The sequence below is a fragment of the Paraburkholderia sp. J11-2 genome (genome assembly GCF_905220185.1).
Lineage (GTDB): Bacteria > Pseudomonadota > Gammaproteobacteria > Burkholderiales > Burkholderiaceae > Paraburkholderia.
Map to the genome: position 1 here is coordinate 53307 of NZ_CAJMYY010000010.1, position 18073 is coordinate 71379.

The 18073-nt window shown below is 64.9% G+C and carries 13 protein-coding genes and 1 pseudogene; 5 read left to right on the plus strand and 9 right to left on the minus strand.

What is annotated here, in order from left to right; all coding sequences use genetic code 11:
- Window positions 1–132: 132 nt before the first annotated feature.
- On the plus strand, window positions 133–1029 hold the full coding sequence (locus U5A57_RS15780) for an IclR family transcriptional regulator (RefSeq protein WP_415774633.1): 897 nt from the start codon (window positions 133–135) through the stop codon (window positions 1027–1029).
- A gap of 300 nt (window positions 1030–1329) precedes the next feature.
- Window positions 1330–2694: an NYN domain-containing protein gene (locus U5A57_RS15785; RefSeq protein WP_321912339.1), complete on the plus strand. Its 1365-nt coding sequence runs from the start codon at window positions 1330–1332 to the stop codon at window positions 2692–2694.
- 294 nt (window positions 2695–2988) lie between these two features.
- On the opposite strand, the pseudogene U5A57_RS15790 reads toward U5A57_RS15785, so the two are convergent.
- From U5A57_RS15790 to U5A57_RS15830, 9 genes and pseudogenes are all read right to left on the minus strand, one after another.
- A pseudogene (locus tag U5A57_RS15790) lies at window positions 2989–3234 on the minus strand (hypothetical protein); the annotation flags it as partial.
- A 64-nt stretch (window positions 3235–3298) separates the two neighbouring features.
- Window positions 3299–4105 (minus strand): hypothetical protein, encoded by an 807-nt coding sequence (locus U5A57_RS15795; RefSeq protein ID WP_321912341.1) that lies wholly within the window; start codon window positions 4103–4105, stop codon window positions 3299–3301.
- Complete coding sequence (locus U5A57_RS15800; protein WP_321912343.1) at window positions 4102–6351, minus strand: cation:proton antiporter; 2250 nt, start codon at window positions 6349–6351, stop codon at window positions 4102–4104. The genes U5A57_RS15795 and U5A57_RS15800 overlap by 4 nt, the downstream gene beginning before the upstream one ends.
- 12 nt (window positions 6352–6363) lie before the next feature.
- Window positions 6364–6951 carry a LutC/YkgG family protein gene (locus tag U5A57_RS15805; protein WP_321912344.1) on the minus strand — a complete coding sequence of 196 codons (588 nt, stop codon included), beginning with the start codon at window positions 6949–6951 and terminating at the stop codon, window positions 6364–6366.
- Window positions 6938–8332: a lactate utilization protein B gene (locus U5A57_RS15810; protein WP_321912346.1), complete on the minus strand. Its 1395-nt coding sequence runs from the start codon at window positions 8330–8332 to the stop codon at window positions 6938–6940. The genes U5A57_RS15805 and U5A57_RS15810 overlap by 14 nt, the downstream gene beginning before the upstream one ends.
- Window positions 8329–9072, minus strand: a complete 744-nt coding sequence (locus U5A57_RS15815; protein ID WP_321912347.1) for a (Fe-S)-binding protein — start codon at window positions 9070–9072, stop codon at window positions 8329–8331. The genes U5A57_RS15810 and U5A57_RS15815 overlap by 4 nt, the downstream gene beginning before the upstream one ends.
- Window positions 9073–9192: 120 nt before the next feature.
- Complete coding sequence (locus tag U5A57_RS15820; RefSeq protein WP_321912350.1) at window positions 9193–10404, minus strand: porin; 1212 nt, start codon at window positions 10402–10404, stop codon at window positions 9193–9195.
- Window positions 10405–10561: 157 nt separating this feature from the next.
- A complete protein-coding gene (locus tag U5A57_RS15825) occupies window positions 10562–12013 on the minus strand; it encodes an APC family permease (RefSeq protein ID WP_321912352.1) in 1452 nt (483 codons plus the stop codon).
- 289 nt (window positions 12014–12302) lie between these two features.
- On the minus strand, window positions 12303–13310 hold the full coding sequence (locus U5A57_RS15830) for an AraC family transcriptional regulator (protein WP_321912354.1): 1008 nt from the start codon (window positions 13308–13310) through the stop codon (window positions 12303–12305).
- 207 nt (window positions 13311–13517) lie between these two features.
- Between U5A57_RS15830 and U5A57_RS15835 the strand changes: the two genes are divergently transcribed.
- From U5A57_RS15835 to styD, 3 genes are read left to right on the plus strand one after another with little or no spacing between them, the layout of a single operon-like run.
- Window positions 13518–15500 carry a primary-amine oxidase gene (locus U5A57_RS15835; RefSeq protein ID WP_321912356.1) on the plus strand — a complete coding sequence of 661 codons (1983 nt, stop codon included), beginning with the start codon at window positions 13518–13520 and terminating at the stop codon, window positions 15498–15500.
- 7 nt (window positions 15501–15507) lie between these two features.
- Complete coding sequence (locus U5A57_RS15840; protein WP_321912358.1) at window positions 15508–16488, plus strand: hypothetical protein; 981 nt, start codon at window positions 15508–15510, stop codon at window positions 16486–16488.
- 48 nt (window positions 16489–16536) lie between these two features.
- Window positions 16537–18015: a phenylacetaldehyde dehydrogenase StyD gene (styD, locus tag U5A57_RS15845; protein ID WP_415774029.1), complete on the plus strand. Its 1479-nt coding sequence runs from the start codon at window positions 16537–16539 to the stop codon at window positions 18013–18015.
- Window positions 18016–18073 lie beyond the last annotated feature (58 nt).

The following is an 18073-nucleotide window of genomic DNA, read 5'->3' on the forward strand; positions in this document are numbered from 1 at the left end:
TTTTGCGTAACTCTAGTACGCATTGCGTAATCGTGAGATAGGGGTTAACGTGCAAGCATGGCAGGCACTGTACTGCGCCTATGCGCCCTAAAATCCCGCGTGAACCCAACCGAACGTCCGTCCCCGCCCAGCATGGAAAGCAGGAAAACCACTCCCCGCCGCCCCGCGGCCAAAGCCGCCGAGGCCGCAGCAGCCACCACGGTGGCGGCCCCAAAAGTCGCGCGAGAAACGAAAGCCGCCGCACCGCGCGAACGCCGCCAGCGCGTGCAGTCCGCGCAAACCGGCATGGCCGTGCTGAAGGGGCTCGCGCGCCTGGGCGGCCGTGCGAGCCTCTCGGGTCTCGCGGCCTGCGTGGAAGAGAGTCCCGCGAAGGTGCATCGGTACCTCGTGAGCCTGATCGAGGAAGGTCTCGTCGCGCAGGACACCGCCACCCAGCAGTATCGGCTCGGCGTCGAGGCGATGATGATCGGCGTGGCCGCCATGCGTCAGGCCGATCCGGTGCGCATTGCGGAGCCTGCGCTCGTGCGCCTGCGCGAGACGCTCGAAGTGACGTCGTTCGTCGCGGTGATGGGCAACAAGGGGCCCACGATCATCCGTTTCGAGGAGCCGGGGCTGCCCGTGACGGTCAACGTGCGGGTGGGGTCGGTGATGTCGCTGCTATGGTCGTCCACGGGCCGCGTCTTCCTCGGCCTGCTCGACGACACGCGCGTGCTCGCGCAAGCCGAAGAAGAACTCGCGCACGCCGACGCTTCGTTGCGTGCGCAACTGAGTGCGAGCGACCCGATCGGCACGCTGCGCCGCGACGTGCAGGCGGCGCGCTGCGCAAGCGTGCGCGATACGAATCTCAAGGGCATCAGCGCCGTTTCGGCGCCGCTCTTCGATCACACCGGCAAGCTGTGCGGCGCGCTCACGGTGCTGGGCGCCACGGGCGGCTTCGACGCGACGCCCGAGGGGCCGAACGGGCGCGCCGTGCGCCGCGAGGCCCAGGCTGTGAGCGCCCTGCTCGGCTATGTGGCGCGCGGCGCTTAACGTCCACCGTCGTCGAGTCGTTTTTGGTTTTTTGCCGCTATGGGGCTTGGGAGCGCTTGCGGCTTTGGGTACCCTGCCGATCCGGAAAGCCAGGGCGGCGTAAGGCTACGAATGCGCTGTGACGCTTACGTGAAAAAGAGGGGCTTTACGATCGGACGCTCGAAAATGGCTGCAATGAACCATGCTTGGCGCACACAACTAGCTCGTCCGCAGGGAGCGGCACCGCTATCGCGATTCCCGGCCTGCCGCGGTTCAACCGGCTATCATGTGAATTCAACGTAGATGGAACGAATCAATCACATGGCTTCCCCACAGGAAAACGTCAGCATGGCGGTGTTCTGCGACTTCGAGAACGTCGCGCTCGGCGTGCGCGACGCGAAGATCGACCGCTTCGATATCCAGCCCGTGCTGGAGCGGCTCTTGCTCAAGGGCAGCATCGTCGTGAAGAAGGCTTATTGCGACTGGGAGCGCTACAAGGGCTTCAAGGCCGCGATGCACGAGGCGAGCTTCGAACTGATCGAAATTCCGCACGTGCGCCAGTCGGGCAAGAATTCGGCCGATATCCGCCTCGTCGTGGACGCGCTCGATCTCTGCTATACGAAGTCGCACGTGGACACCTTCGTGATCGTGAGCGGCGACTCCGACTTTTCGCCACTCGTCTCGAAGCTGCGCGAAAACGCCAAGAAGGTGATCGGCGTGGGCGTGAAGCACTCCACCTCCGACCTGCTCGTCGCCAACTGCGACGAGTTCATCTTCTACGACGACCTGGTGCGCGACCTCGTGCGCGATCAGCAGACTCGCGGCAAAGGCAAGCACAAGGACGGCGGCGACGCGAAACGCCAGGGCGGCGAAGAACGCCAGCCGAAGCAGGACGGCGAAGAGCGCAAGTCGAAGGCCGTTACCTTTGCGATCGAAACGCTCGACGCGCTCGTGCTCGAGCGCGGCGAAAGCGGCAAGATCTGGGCCTCGGTGCTCAAGAGCGCCATCAAGCGCCGCCGGCCCGACTTCAACGAAACGCGCTACGGCTTTCGCGCATTCGGCAATCTGCTCGAAGAGGCGCAGTCGCGCGGCCTGCTTGAAGTGGGCCGCGACGACAAGTCGGGCACCTGGGTGTCGCGGCTGAACCCGCCGCCCCTCCCGGCGCCCGCCGCCAGCGTGCCGGCGCCGGAAAGCCCGGCGCCGCGCACCGAGGAGCCGCGCGGCAGGCGCAAAGGCCGTCGCAATGGCCGCGGCGGCGGTGCGGCGGACGCGCGCGAAGCCGCGGTCGAGCAACCGGTCGAGACACAAGGCGAGATTCCGTTCGAGCCGGTCCAAGCGCATGCAGCGCACGGCCACGAAGCCGCGCCGCCCTTCTTCGCCGAGCCATTCGACGCGAACGAGCGTGACCACGCGCCGCAAGCGGCACACGACGCGCCCGTGACGCCCGAACCGGCGGCCGATTTCGAAACCGTCGAGACCGCCGCGCCCGCCCCCGCGCGAGCGCGCAAGACGGCTGCGCGCAAGAGCCCCGCGCGCAAGAAGACGTCGAAGAAAGCCGCCGAACCGGCGCCGAGCGCCGCGGACGAACCAGCGAGCGCTGCCGCTACGCCGGCCGAGCCCGCCGCCAGGAAAGCGCCCGCGCGTGCACGCCGCACACGCAGCAAGGCCGCCGCGGAAGAAAACTGAAAATAGGCTGAATATCGCACCGCGCACGCCGCTCGAGACGGGCGGCGCGCGGCGCACCCATCATTCGCCGAACGGATTCGCGGGCCGCTTGCCCTTGGCCGGCGGCGATTCGTCGCTCGCGGGCGTGGCACTTCCAAAAGGATCCTGCTTGCCCGACGGCTTCGCGTCGCCAAACGGGTTCGCAGCCGAAGCGGGCTTCGCCCCGCCAAACGGATTCTGCGCGGCAGCGCGCTTCGCCCCGCCGAACGGATCGCGCGCGTCGGGCGTCTCGCCGGCGTCGTCCTCTACAGCTTCGTCCTGTGTCTCAGTGAGGTTGTACTCGGAGCGCATCTGCTCCAGCACGCGCGCCACGCTCGCCTCGAAGCCTGCCGCGTTGTGAAAGTGCTGCATCGTCCAGTTGCAGCCGCTGCGATCGGGCGCTTGAAGTTGCGGACGCGGCACGCCGATCTTCACGCCGTCTTCGACCACCTCCTGCAGCCTGTGGATGCGCCGGTGCACTTCCTCTTGCAGCCGCGAAGCATTGAGCGTCTTGCGCAACATTGCGAATCTCCTTTCCTGTACGCATCGAGTCGCGCGAGTCTAGCGCAATGGCTCGCTCGCGTCGCTACGTAGCGGGCGCATTCATGTGCGCGAGCGCGTCGCGCATCGAATCGCTCGGCACCACGAGCTGTCCCGTAAACGGCGTATCGAGGTCGGCGATCACGAAGACCGCCGACGAAATGGACACCGCGCCCAGTACGATCAGCACGATCGCGAGCGCGTTATGCGGCGCGACGAGGCCAAAGCTCAGAAAGATCAGCACCAGCCAGAGCGCCAGCATCGTGAAGAACGGCCGCGAAATCGAGCCATGCGCCTCTTCGATGAGACGCCAGCGCGTATCGGTCACGCGGTCGAACATCTGCGCGAGCGGGCTCACGAGCGCCTGGTGGTAGGCGTCGTGCGGCACGAGCGTGTCGATTTCGTGCCCCACCGAATCGAGCAGCGCGCCGAGCTGCCGGCTCTCGAGTTCGTCGTTGCCAACGCCTGGATCATGCGGATAGTAGTTGCCCGGCGGCGGCTTTTCCTGCTCCCAGGTCGAGGCGATGGCGCTTGCCGTATAGGCGCGCAGCAAGGTGCGCGCCGTTGCCGCGTCGGGACCGTAATCGCGCAGGCGTTGATCGAGCTGAATCAGGTCGGCGGCGTAGGTGCGCATGTCGTTGGTCGCCGTATCGAAACTCGATTTCGCCGACGCGGTGAGCAAGCTCAGCACGAGCGCCGCAAACGTCACCAGCATGCCGATCACGAGTTGCACGAGCTGCACGGTTTCATGCTTGCGATGCTCCTCGGGCAACAACGGCCGCAGCAGGACGCCCAGGCCCGTGCCTCCGAGCAGCAGCACGAATACGAGCACGGCCTGCTGCACTTCGGTCATGGCGACGCCCTCCGCTCCTCGGCGGAGGCGTTTTCCACCGGCGCGGCCGCATCGCCGGGCGCCGCTTCGGGTGCTTCCGATGCAGCGGGCTCCGTGTGCGCATTGGCGCCGTTCAATGCGTCGATGCGCGTATGAACCGCCTTAGCCTTCGCTTCAGCCTCGCCCGGCACCAGATCCGGGTGCGCCCGCGGCACCGCGAGCTTCCACGCGACGTCCAGTTCGCGCCGGATCGAATCGTAGATCTCTTTCGAAATGGAACGGTCTTCGTACATGGCCTGCACGCGCTCGCGCCCTTCGCGCAGCGCGTAGAGCAGCAGCATGCGCCGCTCGAGCACGTCGGCCGCGTGACCGAAACACTGGCGCACGTCCTCAAGCCCATGTTCAGCCTTCTCGATGCGCGTCTTCAAGATTGTCTTGAGCAGCGCCGCGAGACGCTCGCCTAGCAGCGGCGTGAGGCTTTGGTCGTTGAATACGATCAGCTGATGCAGCACCACCCGGCGACACATCAGGAGTTCGAAGCGATCGGCGAGTGCGTCGACATACGGCTGCTGCAAGCGCAGCCAGCGATAGAGCAAGCGCGCGATGCGCATGCCCGCCGTATCCGCGAGAATTTTCGCCGCGGCGCGCTGATAGCCGAGGCGCCCGCCCGCGCGCGCCTCTTCGATCATGGCGTCGGTGTTGCGCATCATCGCGTCGAGATTGCGGATCGTGATGATGCCGCTGCCGTACTGCGGAATCAGGTCGCGCTCCTTCGCCGCGAGCGTGACGAGGCCGATGACGAGACGCTCGCGGTCAGAGAGCGCGGCTTCGATATCGTACCCTGTGGCGCCGATATAGACGCTCTGCCGGAACGTGTGACAGGCCTCGTCGGCGATCGCATCGGGAATGTGAAAGGTGCGCGCCGCCATATGCACGCGCTCGGATACGCCAATCGACGAAAGCTGCACCGCCTTGCTTTGCAACGCCTGCTCCTGCGGCGAGAGCAGATCGAGATGCAGCCGGCGGATCAGCAGCTTGAGCGACGTGCCGTTCACGATCAGGCTCACGAGCACGAAGCCCGTCGCGAGAATCGCGACGAAACGGCGTGTGGAATCGGGCAGCGCCGTGTCCTGCGCGAGGCCGAGCGCGAGCACGAGCGTCACCGCACCGCGCAACCCGCCCCAGGCAATCACGAGCTTGTAGGCGGCGCTCACCGGCTCGGTGAGCCGCACGCGGCTCAGGAGCGGAAGCATGCCGAACACCACGACCACGCGCGCGACGAACGCCGCCACCACCACCACCGCGAGCGCGACGAGATCGATCCACTGCGCGTTTCGCAGCGTGGCTGGAATTTGCATGGCCGCGAGCAGAAAGATCGCCGCGCCCGCCATGGCCGCGATCTGTTCCCAGATCAGTTGCAGATGTTTCCAGTTCACAGGCGACAGGCGCGTGCTCCCCAGGCCGCTAATGACGAGCCCGGCCGCGACCACAGCCACCACGCCCGAGACGTGCAACATCTGGTCGGCGAGAAGATAAAGCGGATACGGCAGCGCGAAACTGAGCGAGATCTCGGCCTTGCCCTCCCCGCCCAGCAACGGCAAGAGCCACGCGAACAGGCGCCCGGCCAGCGCCCCGACCAGCAGGCCGCCGCCAAGCGCGATACCGAGTGCACGCAGCGCGGCCGTGGCCGACACATTGGCGGCGTCGCCCGTGATCGCGGCGATCAGCACGCCGGCAATGGCAATGGCGGCCGCATCGTTGAGCAGGCTCTCGCCTTCCACGAGGCGCACGAGCCGCTCCGGCGCGCCCACTTCGCGGAACACGGCCAGCACGGCGGAGGGGTCGGTGGTCGCGATCATCGCGCCGAGCAGGAGGCCGTCGGCGAGCGGACCGAGACCCGTGAGCCGGACCGCGCCGCCCACCACGCCGGTCGCGACGAACACGGCCACCACGGCGAGCAGCAAAATGGGCGCCGCGTCGCCGAGCATCTCGCGCACGTTCACGCTGAGCGCGGCCTGGAATAGCAGCGGCGGCAGGAAGATCCACAAGTACGCCTCGGGCGGCAGCCGCGGCGCGAGCGCAGGTATCACGAAGTTGGCAGAGAGCGCGGGCCAGGCCTCGCCGCTCACGAGATAGATGCCGCCGAGCGTGAAACCCCACGCCGCCAGCAAGACCGATTCGGAAATCGACCAGCGCAGGCTCACTGCCTGAACGAGCGCGATGCTCGCCAGCAGAAAGCCGCTCAGGAGAAGGACGTGGATGACCATGGCGTGCAACCGTCACGGCGCCGGCAGCCACACCACCGTCAACGACCTCACGCCTTGCGCCCCCTGGATCAGCACGCCTTCGATATCGGCCGTCGCGGACGGCCCCGTGACGAGCGCCGCGTAGCGCGCGCCGCGAAAATCGTCGCGCCGGTACGCGTCCTGCAAGCCCGCCACCAGCTTCGCCGGATCGAGCAGCACCACGAGATGCTGCACGAGATAGCCAAGCGCGTTCACCACGTACTCGCGCTCGCTCAGCCACAGCGAACCCGTTTCCGCGACGCCGAAACGCGCGCGCACCACCCCCACGTCGACGTCCTGGAGCGACGCCGGCTGCGTGGCGGCGCTGATCTCGCGCGTGCCCTGCACCTCCGGCGTGGCCGACGCGATGCGCGCCTCGCTGCCAAAGCGGCGCAGGATCATGGCGCGCACCTCGGCCGCGCTCTGCACCTGGGTCTCGCTGCCGCCCATCAGTTTGAGCGCAGCGCAAAAGCGCTCGCGCAAGTCGCCAGGAGGGGCGGCGAACAACGGCACCTCGGGCAACGGTTCGTGCGCGGGTTGCGCGGCGCGCACGCGCGCGAGAAATGCCTCACGATCCGCCATCGCCGCCTCCCTTGCGGTTTTTCCGGTACCACGCATGGAACGTGGTGCGCGGCACGTGTGGCAGATCGCGCTGTTTGCCCCAGATATTGAGCGGGTTGTAGAGCATGAAATTGGGCAAGCGGCGCAACGCGCCTTCGAGCGACTTCATCGCGCCACGATAAAGCGTCGGACTGCCGAGCAACCGGCCGGCCATCTTCAGCACCTCCTGCTTCACGAACGGCACTTCGTGCTGCGCCGCGATGACTTGCCGCCACTGGTAGATCTGCTCGTGAATATTGATCTTCACCGGGCACACATTCGTGCAGCTGCCGTTGAGCGTAGACGCGAACGGCAATGCGCTGAAGCGCTTGAGATCGAAGGTCGGATTGATGATCGCGCCGATCGGCCCCGCATAGGTGCTGCCGTACGAGAGACCGCCGCTGCGCCGGTACACGGGACATGTATTCATGCACGCGCCGCAGCGAATGCACTTGAGCGAGTACCAGAACTCGGGCATGGCGAGCCGCTCGGTACGGCCGTTGTCGACGAGCACGAAGTGCATTTCGGCGCCGGGCCGCGGCGCGCGAAAATGCGAGGTGTATTGCGTGATGGGCGAGCCGAGCGCACTGCGCGAGAGCATGCGCACGAATACGCCGAGATCGGAAAGGCGGGGAATCAGCTTCTCGATGCCCATCGAGACGATATGCAACGGCGGCACGTTGGCGGAAAGGTCCGCGTTGCCCTCATTGGTGCAGACCACCACCGTCCCCGTTTCTGCCACTGCGAAATTGCAGCCGGTCATGCCCGCCGTTTTCTCGCGCACGAACCACGGCCGCGTATTCATGCGCTGGCTTTCCGCCAGGTAGTGAATGTCGTTGTTGTGCGGGTCCGTGCCGATGGTGCGGCCGAACACTTCGGCCACGTCGTCGCGCAGCTTGTGCACGGCGGGCACGACGATATGGCTGGGCGGCTGCTTGTCGAGTTGCTGGATGCGCTCGCCCAGGTCGGTCTCCATCACCGAGATGCCGCGCGACTCCAGATACGGGCGCATCTCGCACTCGTCGGTGAGCATGGACTTGCTCTTCACGAGCGCGGTCATGCCGCGCTCGCTCAGAATGCGATACACGATTTCGTTGTGCTCCTCGGCCGTATCCGCAAAGTGGACCTGTACGCCATTGGCCTGCGCCGTGCGAGTGAAATGGTCGAGGTAGTCGGCAAGATGCGAGAGCGTATGCGCCTTGATTTGCGAGGCGAGCGTGCGCAGCATTTCCCATTCGGGAATGGCGTGAGCCTGCGCGTCGCGCTTCGAGCGCAAGTCCCACAGACGTTTGTCGTGAAAGGCCACATGCTCGGGCCGCGAGAGAAACGCGCCGGCGAGCTTTGCATGTTCGACTCGCTTCATTCGCGCGCTCCGTTGAGCACCTGGGCAATATGAATGAAGCGGATGTCCGCGCTCATGCGTTCGGCGCAGCCCTGCTGGTGCATGAGGCAGGACATGTCGGCGGAAACGATGTATTGCGCGCCCGCGCTTACGTGATCGACCACCTTGTCCTGGCCCATGCGCACCGACACCGCTTCTTCGGTTACGGCGAACGTGCCGCCAAAACCACAGCATTCGTCGGGGCGCGCCGGCTTCACGAACTCGATGCCCTTCACATGTTCGAGCAGCGCGAGCGGCTTCGAGAACACCGGGCCTGCGATTTCGGAAACGGACGCTTCCTTCAAATGGCGCAGCGCGCTGCAGCTATTGTGCAAACCTACGCGCCAGGGAAATTCGGCCCAGGGAAATTCGCGCGCGCCCAGCACGTCGTGCAGAAACTCGACGAGTTCATACGTGCTCTCGCGCACCTTGCGCACTGCTTCGGTCTGCTCGATCGCGGTGAAGTGGTCGCGCACGTGATTCACGCAGCTCGCCGAAGGCCCGACGATATAGTCGTAGCCCGCGAAGGCGCGGGCAAATACCCGCTCCGCGCCGGCTGCCTCGGCCTGCGCGCCGCTGTTGGCCATGGGCTGCCCACAGCAGGTTTGATCTAGCGGATAGTCGACCTCGCAGCCGAAGCGCTCGAGCAATTCCAGTGTGGCGATGGCCACCTCGGGGTAGAACGCGTCGATGAAGCAAGGGACAAACAAGGCAACTTTCATGTGCGGGCTCACACGAAAAGCGGACCCGAACATTCTACTGCCGAACGGCGCGGGCGGCTTGCGAAGCGTGCACGCGCCCGGAGTTGCCGCGGCGCATCATGCTGCGCCGCGGTTCCTCGCTTAGAAGTTGTGGCGAATGCCCGCGATCACGGCGAGCTGCTTGTCGGTGTCCGAATTCACGAGATTCGGGATCTGCGCCAGGTTCTGCGTCGCGCCGCTCATGGCGTCGATCCCAAGCCCTGCACCCGACGACTTCTGCCCGATCGCCACGGCATAAACCGCCGTACGCTTGGACAGGCTGTACACCGCGCCGAGGTTGATCTGATGCAGCCGCGTGGACGATCCGCCGTCCGGATGCGCATCGTTGAAGATATAAGCGAAGCCGAACTGCAGCGCGGGCGAGTATTGCCACGTCGTGTTCAACTCGGCAATGTCGAACGAGATGTCCGCGCCTTGTGGTCGCGCCGCGTCCGCGAAATAGAGACTCTGCGACAAACGCGTGTGCGTATAGCTGAGCGCCACGCTGATCTTGTCGAACGCGTACGAGCCGCCTGCGCCAAAAATGCTGATGCGTTGCGCGTTTTGTAGTTCGCAGTACGATGCATTGGGATTGCTGCAGCTAAAGTCACCGATATAACCGCTCTCGCCGCCGAGCGCTGCCTGCAGCGGATTGCGCAATTCGAGGTAACCGGCAGAAAGAGAAAGCGGCCCGTTGGCGTAATTTGCAGCCAGCGACCAGCCACGGTTTTGCGAGAAATTCCCCGCCACGCCGCCAAAACTGAACAGGCCTCCAAGTGTGAAGCCGCCGAAACTCGGGCTCACATATTTGATCGAGTTATTGAAGTTGAACGCTTCGTTGAGATTGTCCACGTCCCCGAAGTGCGAACCATAGAGCGTTGCCCAGTTGTTGCTCGACACGTAGGCGCCCAGGTCGTCGGAAAACGGATCGTACTGACGGCCAAGCGTGAGCGTGCCGTAGCGGTTGTTTGCGACCCCTACCCAGGCATTGCGGTTGAAGAGTGTGCCGCCCTGCAGCAGTGCACCGTTTTGCGAAAAGAAGCTGTTTTCCAGTGTGAAATTGACGCTCGTGCCGCCACCGATCTCTTCGCTGCCCGTGAGACCCCAGCGCGACGGCACGAGGTTGCCGCCGCCCAGTTGCCAGTTTGCGTGGCCGCTCGTGCTGCCGTCTGCGTGCGTGGTCTGCTGGTTGGTCGAATAAACGAGGCCCGCGTCCACCGTGCCGTAAAGCGTGACTGAAGATTGCGCGTGCGCGCCAATCGCGAAGGCGCAGGAAGCCAGCGCCAGCGCCGTGCGCTTGACGGTATTTGCCATGTCGTTGTCTTTTCGAAGAGGAGGTAGGCCACGCCCTTGCATGCATGGACGCGCGCGACCGGAGCGCGGCGCGTCTGGCGCGCCGCTCTTGTCTGGAACTACGGGAAACGCAGGAAACTGCGTGAATCGAACGCTTCGCGCGAAGCGCGCCGCGGTGCTATTGACCGAATCGCGCGTAGATGTCCGGGCGCGAGCGCTTGAGGATGATCGCAATCGCCACGCCGACCAGTGCGGCCGCGAGCACGATCCAGGGGAACGCGCGCACGACAGGGCTATCGGAGCCGGCGAGCGCGTCGAGGTTGCCGATCAGCACGATGCCGATGGAGAGCAGACCGCAGCCGCCGAGCACAGGCGCGAGGAACGCGTGCCAGAGGCGCGTGTCCTTTTTCGTGGCGCGGAAAAATGCCGCCACCGAGAAGCTCGTGACCGCCTGCAGCATGACGATGCCGATGGTGCCGAGCGCCGAACCCCAGCTGAACACGATATTGAACGGATCGCTGCCCGCGACTACGAAAAGACCCACCGGCACCGCAACCGAAAGCGTCTGCAGATAGCTCGCGAGATACGGCGAACCATACTTCGGATGCAGACGATCGAGCACGGCCGGAAGAATCCCTTCACCCGAAAGTGCGTGGATGTAACGCACGATCGTGTTGTGGAACGACAGCAGGCTCGCGAAGATGCTGGAAAGCAGCAGGAAGCTCATCGTCGTGGTCATCGCGCCGCCCAGGTACTGCGTCGACTGGATGAACCAGAAGTCGCCCGGCTGCTTCGTCGCCACGTCCGTCACGTTGCTGATGCCGTAGGCGCAAACGATGGCCCACGTGACAAACGCGAAGAACACGAGAATCAGCGTGACGGAAACATAGGTGGCTCGCGGCACCGTGACCTTCGGGTCGCGGCACTCCTTGCCGTAGATCGCCGTGGCCTCGAAGCCGATGAACGACGCGAGCGCGAACATCACCGCAATGCCGAGATGGCCGCTGAATACGTGGCGCGGCGAGAACGGCGCAAGCGTGAGGCCGTCCGGTCCGCCATGATGAATGACGATCGCGAGGCTCAGCAGCAGCAGGATGCCGAGTTCGAGACACATGAGCACGCCGAGCAGACGGCTATTCAGGTCGATGCCGCGAATGCCGGTGAACTGCACGACGACGAGGCACGCGAACGAATACGCGTACCACGGCAGCGAACTATGCATCAATGGCCCAAGCACCACTGTGCAGAAAAAGCCGAACAGGCCGTACAGCGCAATCTGGATGCTCGTGTACGAGAGCAGCGCGACGAGCGCGCCGGCCATGCCGACGGGACGCCCGAAACCTGCCGTGATGTAGGCGTAGAACGCGCCGGCGCGCACGATGTGCCGGCTCATCGAAGCGAAGCCCACGCTGAACACGAGCAGCACGACGCCCGCAATCACGAATGCGCCGGGAATGCCCGCGCCGTTGCCAAGGCTGATGGCCGGCGGCACCGCGCCGAGCATGCCGGTGAGCGGCGCCGCTGCGGAAATGACGAGAAAGACGATCTGCCAAAGCCCGAGCAGGCTGCGTTGTGAGTCCACTGCCGCGTCGTCTCCAACGAGGTGAGCGGGAGAATACGGTTCGTTCATCGTTGCCTCTGCTGGTGTCTGTTCTGGGTTCGCCGTACGACACGATGAAGAACCGCGTGCCTCTGGCGCTCGACGAATCGAATTTCCCGATTCGGATTGAGCGCATGGTAGGCAGCTAATAAATTCGCCGACTTGGCGCAACGCGCCAAATACTCGATAAAGTGCGCCAGGGCTGGAGCGGGTTTTCACTTAACCGCCGAGAAGCGGTCGAGATTACCTTCGGCATCCTGATCAATGCCGCGAACTGGAAATTCGTACTTTATTCAGTCCACATACTTACCGACAGCCATCATTTAGCTTTCACTGCTTGCCAGTTGCGCGTTGCGCGCCATAGCACGGTGGCGTCGGCATACCCCACCGCGCGGGCCACAGCAGCGTTGGTCATGCCCTCCTGCTCGCGCAGCACCGCCACGCTGCGTTCGCGCTCCTCGCGAATGATCTGGCGCACGGAAGTGCCGGCGTCGGCGAGATGCCGCTGCAAGGAGCGGTCCGAAAGCCCGAGGTCCTTCGCGATGTCGCCGACCACGAGCTTCTCGCGCGCAAGCCGCCGCGTCACGAGATCGCGCACCTGGTCCACGAGCGTATGCGGGATCGTGTCGCGCGAAATGAGGTCGGTGGCGTGGCGCTCCATCATGCGCGCCATCTGCACGTCGGCGCTTTTGAGCGGCGTGTCGAGATCGTGCGGGTGCACGACCACGCCGTTTGCCGGCTGCTGGAAGCGCACCGGCACGCGGAAGAGCCGCATATACGGCTTGAGGTCCTCGGGCGCCGCGTGCTCGAAATGAATCTCACACGGCGTCCACGCCGCGCCCCGCACCTGACGAATCATGTGGCACATCGCCGACACGCTGTATTCGGCGTCTTGCCGGCGCGGCCAGATCTGCGTATGTGCAATGCGGTAGCTCCACATCGGCCATGCGTTGTCGGTCACGAGGTCGACGGCCGTTGCGCTCTGCCACGAGCCAAGCGTATCGGTGAACTTACGGATTGCGGCGCCGAGCGTGGGCGACGACATGAACACGAGGCCAGCTGGCCCCAGTTCCGTGAGCTGCAATTCGGCGCCTAAGCGCAGACCGAGAAACGGTTCGTCGAGCACCTGCGCCGCGCGTTCGAATGCGCCCACATAACGCCCCAGCGCCACGATTTCATAGGGATTGGAAAGCTGCCGGCGGCTCAAGCCGAACTCGGCCAGCAATGCATCGCAGTCCGCACCAGCGGCGTCGAGCGCACGCACGATGGGACCCATCACGGCGCCACGAATCATGGGGAAACCGCTATTGACAGGCACTCTTTTCATGTCTCGCTCCATTAGGGCCTGTATGCGCCGACGGCTTGAACCATCGTTCGTCTCTGGCGCACTCTATCGCCCCTTTGGCGCGTTTTGCAAGCGCGAAAAAAATACGGCGTTTCTACGATTGACCCATCGACAAGGCACGAGACGAATGCGAATTCCTCATACCGCCCCCTGCCCTGTTGCGCCCAACGTCATCCTTACGAAATGCTTATGAACATGAAACCGAACGCGCATCCGCTCGACCCATTGAGCCTCGCCGAAATGCAGCTTGCCTGTGACATCGTGAAAGCCGCCGAGCAGCTCGATGAATATGGGCGCTTTCCCGTTACCGAACTGCATGAACCGCCCAAGGCGGAAGTGCTCGCCTACAAACCCGGCGAGTACTATTCGCGCCGCGCCTTTGTCATCGCGATCGACCGCACGCGCAGCCAGACGCTCGAATTCGTCGTGGACCTGCGCGAGAAAAAAGTGGAATCGCGCAGGGCGCTCGCACTGCAAAGCGCGCCCTATGGCCAGCCGCCCGTGATGATCGAAGACTTCATGAATGCGGAGCGCATCGTGAAGGAAGACACTGCGTGGCGCGCGGCCGTCAAGAAGCGCGGCCTCACCGACGACGATCTCGAGCGTGTGCAAGTCGATCCGTTCTCCGCAGGCGCCTTCGACCGCCCTAACGAAAACGGTCGCCGCCTCGTGCGCTGCGTGAGCTACTACCGCGAGTCGTTGACCGACAATGGCTATGCGCACCCCATCGAAGGCGTCGTCGCCGTGGTGGACCTGCTGGCGCACAAGGTGATCGAGCTGATCGACGACGGCCGTATCATCCCCATCCCGCGCGCCAAGCACAACTACGACACGCCGAGCCTCGGCGAGCCGCGCACCACCGTCAAGCCGCTCTCCATCAGCCAGCCCGAAGGGCCGAGCTTTACGATAGACGGCTGGCAGGTTAGTTGGCAGAACTGGAAATTCCGCGTGGGCTTCACGCCGCGTGAAGGGCTCGTGCTGCACCAGATCACCTGGGACGACGGCAAGAGCGCGCCGCGCCCGATCGTGTACCGCGCGAGCGTGACCGAGATGTGCGTGCCCTACTCGGACCCCACCACGAACCACTACTGGAAAAGCGCGTTCGACGCGGGTGAATACGGACTCGGCAAGCTCGCGAACCAGCTCGAACTGGGCTGCGATTGCCTTGGCACGATCCGCTATTTCGACATTCCTTCCGCCGACGATTTCGGCAACGGCTTCACCATGAAGAACGCCGTGTGCCTGCACGAAGAAGATTACGGCACGCTCTGGAAGCACTACGAATTCCGCACCGGCGTGTTCGAGATGCGCCGCTCGCGCCGCCTCGTCATCTCGTTCTTCGCGACCGTGGGCAACTACGACTACGGCTTTTACTGGTACTTCTATCAGGACGGCACGATCCAGCTCGAATGCAAGCTCACGGGCATCATCCAGACTTCGGCGGTGGCAGACGGCGACACGTACCCGTGGGGCGGCATGGTCACGGAAAACCTGGGCGGCCCGACGCATCAGCACTTCTTCAACGCGCGCCTGCACATGATGGTGGATGGCGAGAAGAACTCCGTGACCGAGCACGAATTCGTGCCGCGTGCGATGGGCGCGGAGAATCCGTACGGCAACGTGTTCGATACGACCAAACGCGTGCTCAAGACCGAGCAGGAAGCGGCGCGCAACGCCAACGGTCAGACCGGGCGCTTCTGGAAAGTCGTGAATCCGAACGTGAAAAACCGCGTGGGCGCGAATCCGGGCTACAAGCTCATCGTCAACGACTCGCCGCTCATGCTCGCCGATCCCAACTCGAAGGTGCGCCAGCGCGGCGGTTTCGCCACGCGCCATGTGTGGGTCACGCCGTACGACACGACGCAGCGCTACGCGAGCGGCGATTACCCGAACCAGCACGCGGGCGGCGACGGCCTGCCGCGCTATATCGAGGCGAACCGCAACGTGGAGAACGAGGACATCGTGCTGTGGCACAGCTTCGGCCACACGCACGTGTGCAAGCCCGAGGATTTCCCCGTGATGCCGGTGGAGTATGCGGGCTTCATGCTCAAGCCCAATAACTTCTTCTACGGCAATGCGGCGATGGACCTGCCGGGCGGGCGCGATCCGCACAGCGTGCAGGACGGCGCACCTGCGCCCGAAGCGAAATCGTGCTGCCACAGCAAGCAGTGAGCACGCAATGATGCCGCGCGAGCGCCGCCTTGCTGTGATGCACGTGGCACGGCTCTTGTGCCTCTGGGCGGCGATCACAGGCGGCGCAAGCGCGCTTGCCGCAGGCATCATGAGCGCGGCGATGCAGGCCGGCGCATCGTTCGCCACATTCGCCGCAAGCGCAACTGCCTTGCTTTCGATGGCGCTGCTGCCCGGCGTGCTGGCACGCTGCTTCGTTACGCTCGCCACCGTACCGGTCGCGAGCGCACTCGCACTCACGATGGCGGCAATGGGCGAAGGCGCGCGTGCCGGCGCGACGGGGGCACAGACGCCGCTCATACTGGGCGGCGCCGCCCTGATCGCCGCAGCGTGCCTGCACTTGCGGCGTACAGGTGAGAACGCCGCAAGCTCGACGCATAGGCACGCAACGACGCCAGCGTGGCGCAACGGCATGCTGCTCGTTGCACCCGCGCTGCTTGCCGGGCTTTCGAGCGGTGTGCTCGCGCGCTTCCAGTTCTTCGCGCTGTGCGGCGGCGCTGCGGTTTCCGTCACACAGGTCGCGATCTCGCTCGCCGTGGTGGGCGTCGCAGGCTGGCTCGCCGAGCGCGTCGATTACCGGCGCGCGCTGCTAGCGCTCTTCGTATTGCGCGGCGCGTTGCTCACCGCGCCCACGATAGATTCGCTTGCACCGTGGGCCGCGCTCGCTGCGCCCGCTTTCGCCGTGCTCGACTATCTGACGCTCCCCACGCTCATGCGCGGCGGGCGAGCGACCCGCGCATCGGGTGCCGGCTGCCCGGGCCTCGCCCACCATGCCGGCATGCTGGCAGGCGCGGCGCTCGCCACCACGTCATGGGGCTTTGGACAAGGGTTCTACGTGCTGTTTCTCGTTGGGGGCGCGCTCAATCTTGCATGCGCATACGCATTCGCGGCCCCGCGCCGATTCCGCACGCGTACCCCCTACTCCGCTTCAGCCGCACTCGCGGCGGGCAGCACGATCGACTTACGCTGAAACCACCACCCAAATACATTCGCATTACTACCTAAACCAGGAGACGGTATGGACCGCCAGGACTTCACGCACACGATCCGCACGCAGATGTTCGTTGACGGACGTTTTAGCGAAAGCGGCAACGGCCGCACGTTCGCCGTATTCAATCCCGCCACCGGCGCCGAGATCGCGCAGGTGCCCGACGCGAGCGACGCCGACATCGACGCTGCCGTCACGGCCGCGCGCCGCGCTTTCGAAGCCGATACGTGGCGAAGCATGCCGCCGGCCGCGCGCGAGCGCCTGCTGCTCAAGCTCGCCGATCTCGTGGAGCAGCACGGCGACGAACTCGCGGCGCTCGAAACGCTCAATCAGGGCAAGCTGCTGGGCTTTTCGAAGATGCTCGAAGTAGGCGGCAGCGTGCAATGGCTGCGCTATATGGCAGGCTGGGCGACCAAGATCGAGGGCAGCACCGTGGATCTCTCGCTCGCGTTCCCGCCCGGCGTGCGCTACAACGCCTCCACGCGGCGCGTGCCCGCAGGCGTGGTCGCCGCGATCGTGCCGTGGAATTTCCCGCTGCTGATGGCGGTCTGGAAGATCGCGCCTGCTCTCGCCTGCGGCTGCACCGTGGTGCTCAAGCCCGCCGAGGAAACACCGCTCACGGCCATACGTCTCGCCGAACTTGCACACGAAGCCGGCTTTCCGCCGGGCGTATTCAACGTCGTCACGGGCCAGGGCGAAACGGCAGGCGCGGCGCTGGTGCGCCATGCGCAGGTGGACAAGGTCACCTTCACGGGCTCGACCGAAGTGGGGCGCATCATCGGCAAGCAATGCGCAAGCGACCTCAAACGCGTGTCGCTGGAACTGGGCGGCAAGAGCCCCGTGATCGTGCTCGACGACTGCGATCCGCAGCGGGCGATCGAAGGCGCGGCCGGCGCGATCTTCTTCAATCACGGCCAGGTGTGTACGGCTGGCTCGCGCCTGTATCTGCCGCGCGCGCGTTACGAGCAGATCGTCGATGGCATCGCACACGTTGCGCGCGCAACGGTACTCGGCTCGGGCTTCGACGCGGCCACGCAGATGGGCCCGCTCGTTTCGGCGCGCCATCGCGCCAAGGTTGCGGGAATGATCGCGCAGGGACGCGCCGAAGGCGGCGACATCGTGGCGGGCGGCGGCGATGGCAATCGTCCCGGCTACTTCATCGAGCCCACCGTGATCTCGAACGCGGCGAACAAGCCGCTTACCGTCGTGCGCGAAGAAGTGTTCGGGCCGGTGCTCGTCGCCATGCCGTACGACGATGTCGAGGAAGCCATCGCGGCGGCGAATGCTTCCGAGTACGGTCTTGGCGCCAGCGTCTGGACCAACCAGCTCGACCAGGCTTTGCGTGTGGTGGATGGCGTTCAGGCAGGCACGGTATGGGTGAACACGCACAACATGGTCGATCCGGCGCTGCCCTTCGGCGGCTTCAAGGCCTCGGGCATTGGCCGCGAGCATGGCCGCGCGATCATCGACGCGTACACGGAGACGAAATCCGTCTGCATCGCCTATTGAGCGCCGCCGTGCATTGTTAATCGAAATGGAATGATGAAACCCGGCGGCAAGCAATGAT

Excerpts from the sequence above, each read along its gene's own strand:
- U5A57_RS15780 (WP_415774633.1), top strand. The coding sequence starts at position 133 with ATGGAAAGCAGGAAAACCACTCCCCGCCGCCCCGCGGCCAAAGCCGCC.
- U5A57_RS15840 (WP_321912358.1), top strand. The coding sequence starts at position 15,508 with ATGATGCCGCGCGAGCGCCGCCTTGCTGTGATGCACGTGGCACGGCTC.
- U5A57_RS15785 (WP_321912339.1), top strand. The coding sequence starts at position 1,330 with ATGGCTTCCCCACAGGAAAACGTCAGCATGGCGGTGTTCTGCGACTTC.
- U5A57_RS15820 (WP_321912350.1), bottom strand. The coding sequence starts at position 10,404 with ATGGCAAATACCGTCAAGCGCACGGCGCTGGCGCTGGCTTCCTGCGCC.
- U5A57_RS15815 (WP_321912347.1), bottom strand. The coding sequence starts at position 9,072 with ATGAAAGTTGCCTTGTTTGTCCCTTGCTTCATCGACGCGTTCTACCCC.
- U5A57_RS15795 (WP_321912341.1), bottom strand. The coding sequence starts at position 4,105 with ATGACCGAAGTGCAGCAGGCCGTGCTCGTATTCGTGCTGCTGCTCGGA.
- U5A57_RS15800 (WP_321912343.1), bottom strand. The coding sequence starts at position 6,351 with ATGGTCATCCACGTCCTTCTCCTGAGCGGCTTTCTGCTGGCGAGCATC.
- U5A57_RS15825 (WP_321912352.1), bottom strand. The coding sequence starts at position 12,013 with ATGAACGAACCGTATTCTCCCGCTCACCTCGTTGGAGACGACGCGGCA.
- U5A57_RS15835 (WP_321912356.1), top strand. The coding sequence starts at position 13,518 with ATGAACATGAAACCGAACGCGCATCCGCTCGACCCATTGAGCCTCGCC.
- U5A57_RS15830 (WP_321912354.1), bottom strand. The coding sequence starts at position 13,310 with ATGAAAAGAGTGCCTGTCAATAGCGGTTTCCCCATGATTCGTGGCGCC.
- U5A57_RS15805 (WP_321912344.1), bottom strand. The coding sequence starts at position 6,951 with ATGGCGGATCGTGAGGCATTTCTCGCGCGCGTGCGCGCCGCGCAACCC.
- styD (WP_415774029.1), top strand. The coding sequence starts at position 16,537 with ATGGACCGCCAGGACTTCACGCACACGATCCGCACGCAGATGTTCGTT.
- U5A57_RS15810 (WP_321912346.1), bottom strand. The coding sequence starts at position 8,332 with ATGAAGCGAGTCGAACATGCAAAGCTCGCCGGCGCGTTTCTCTCGCGG.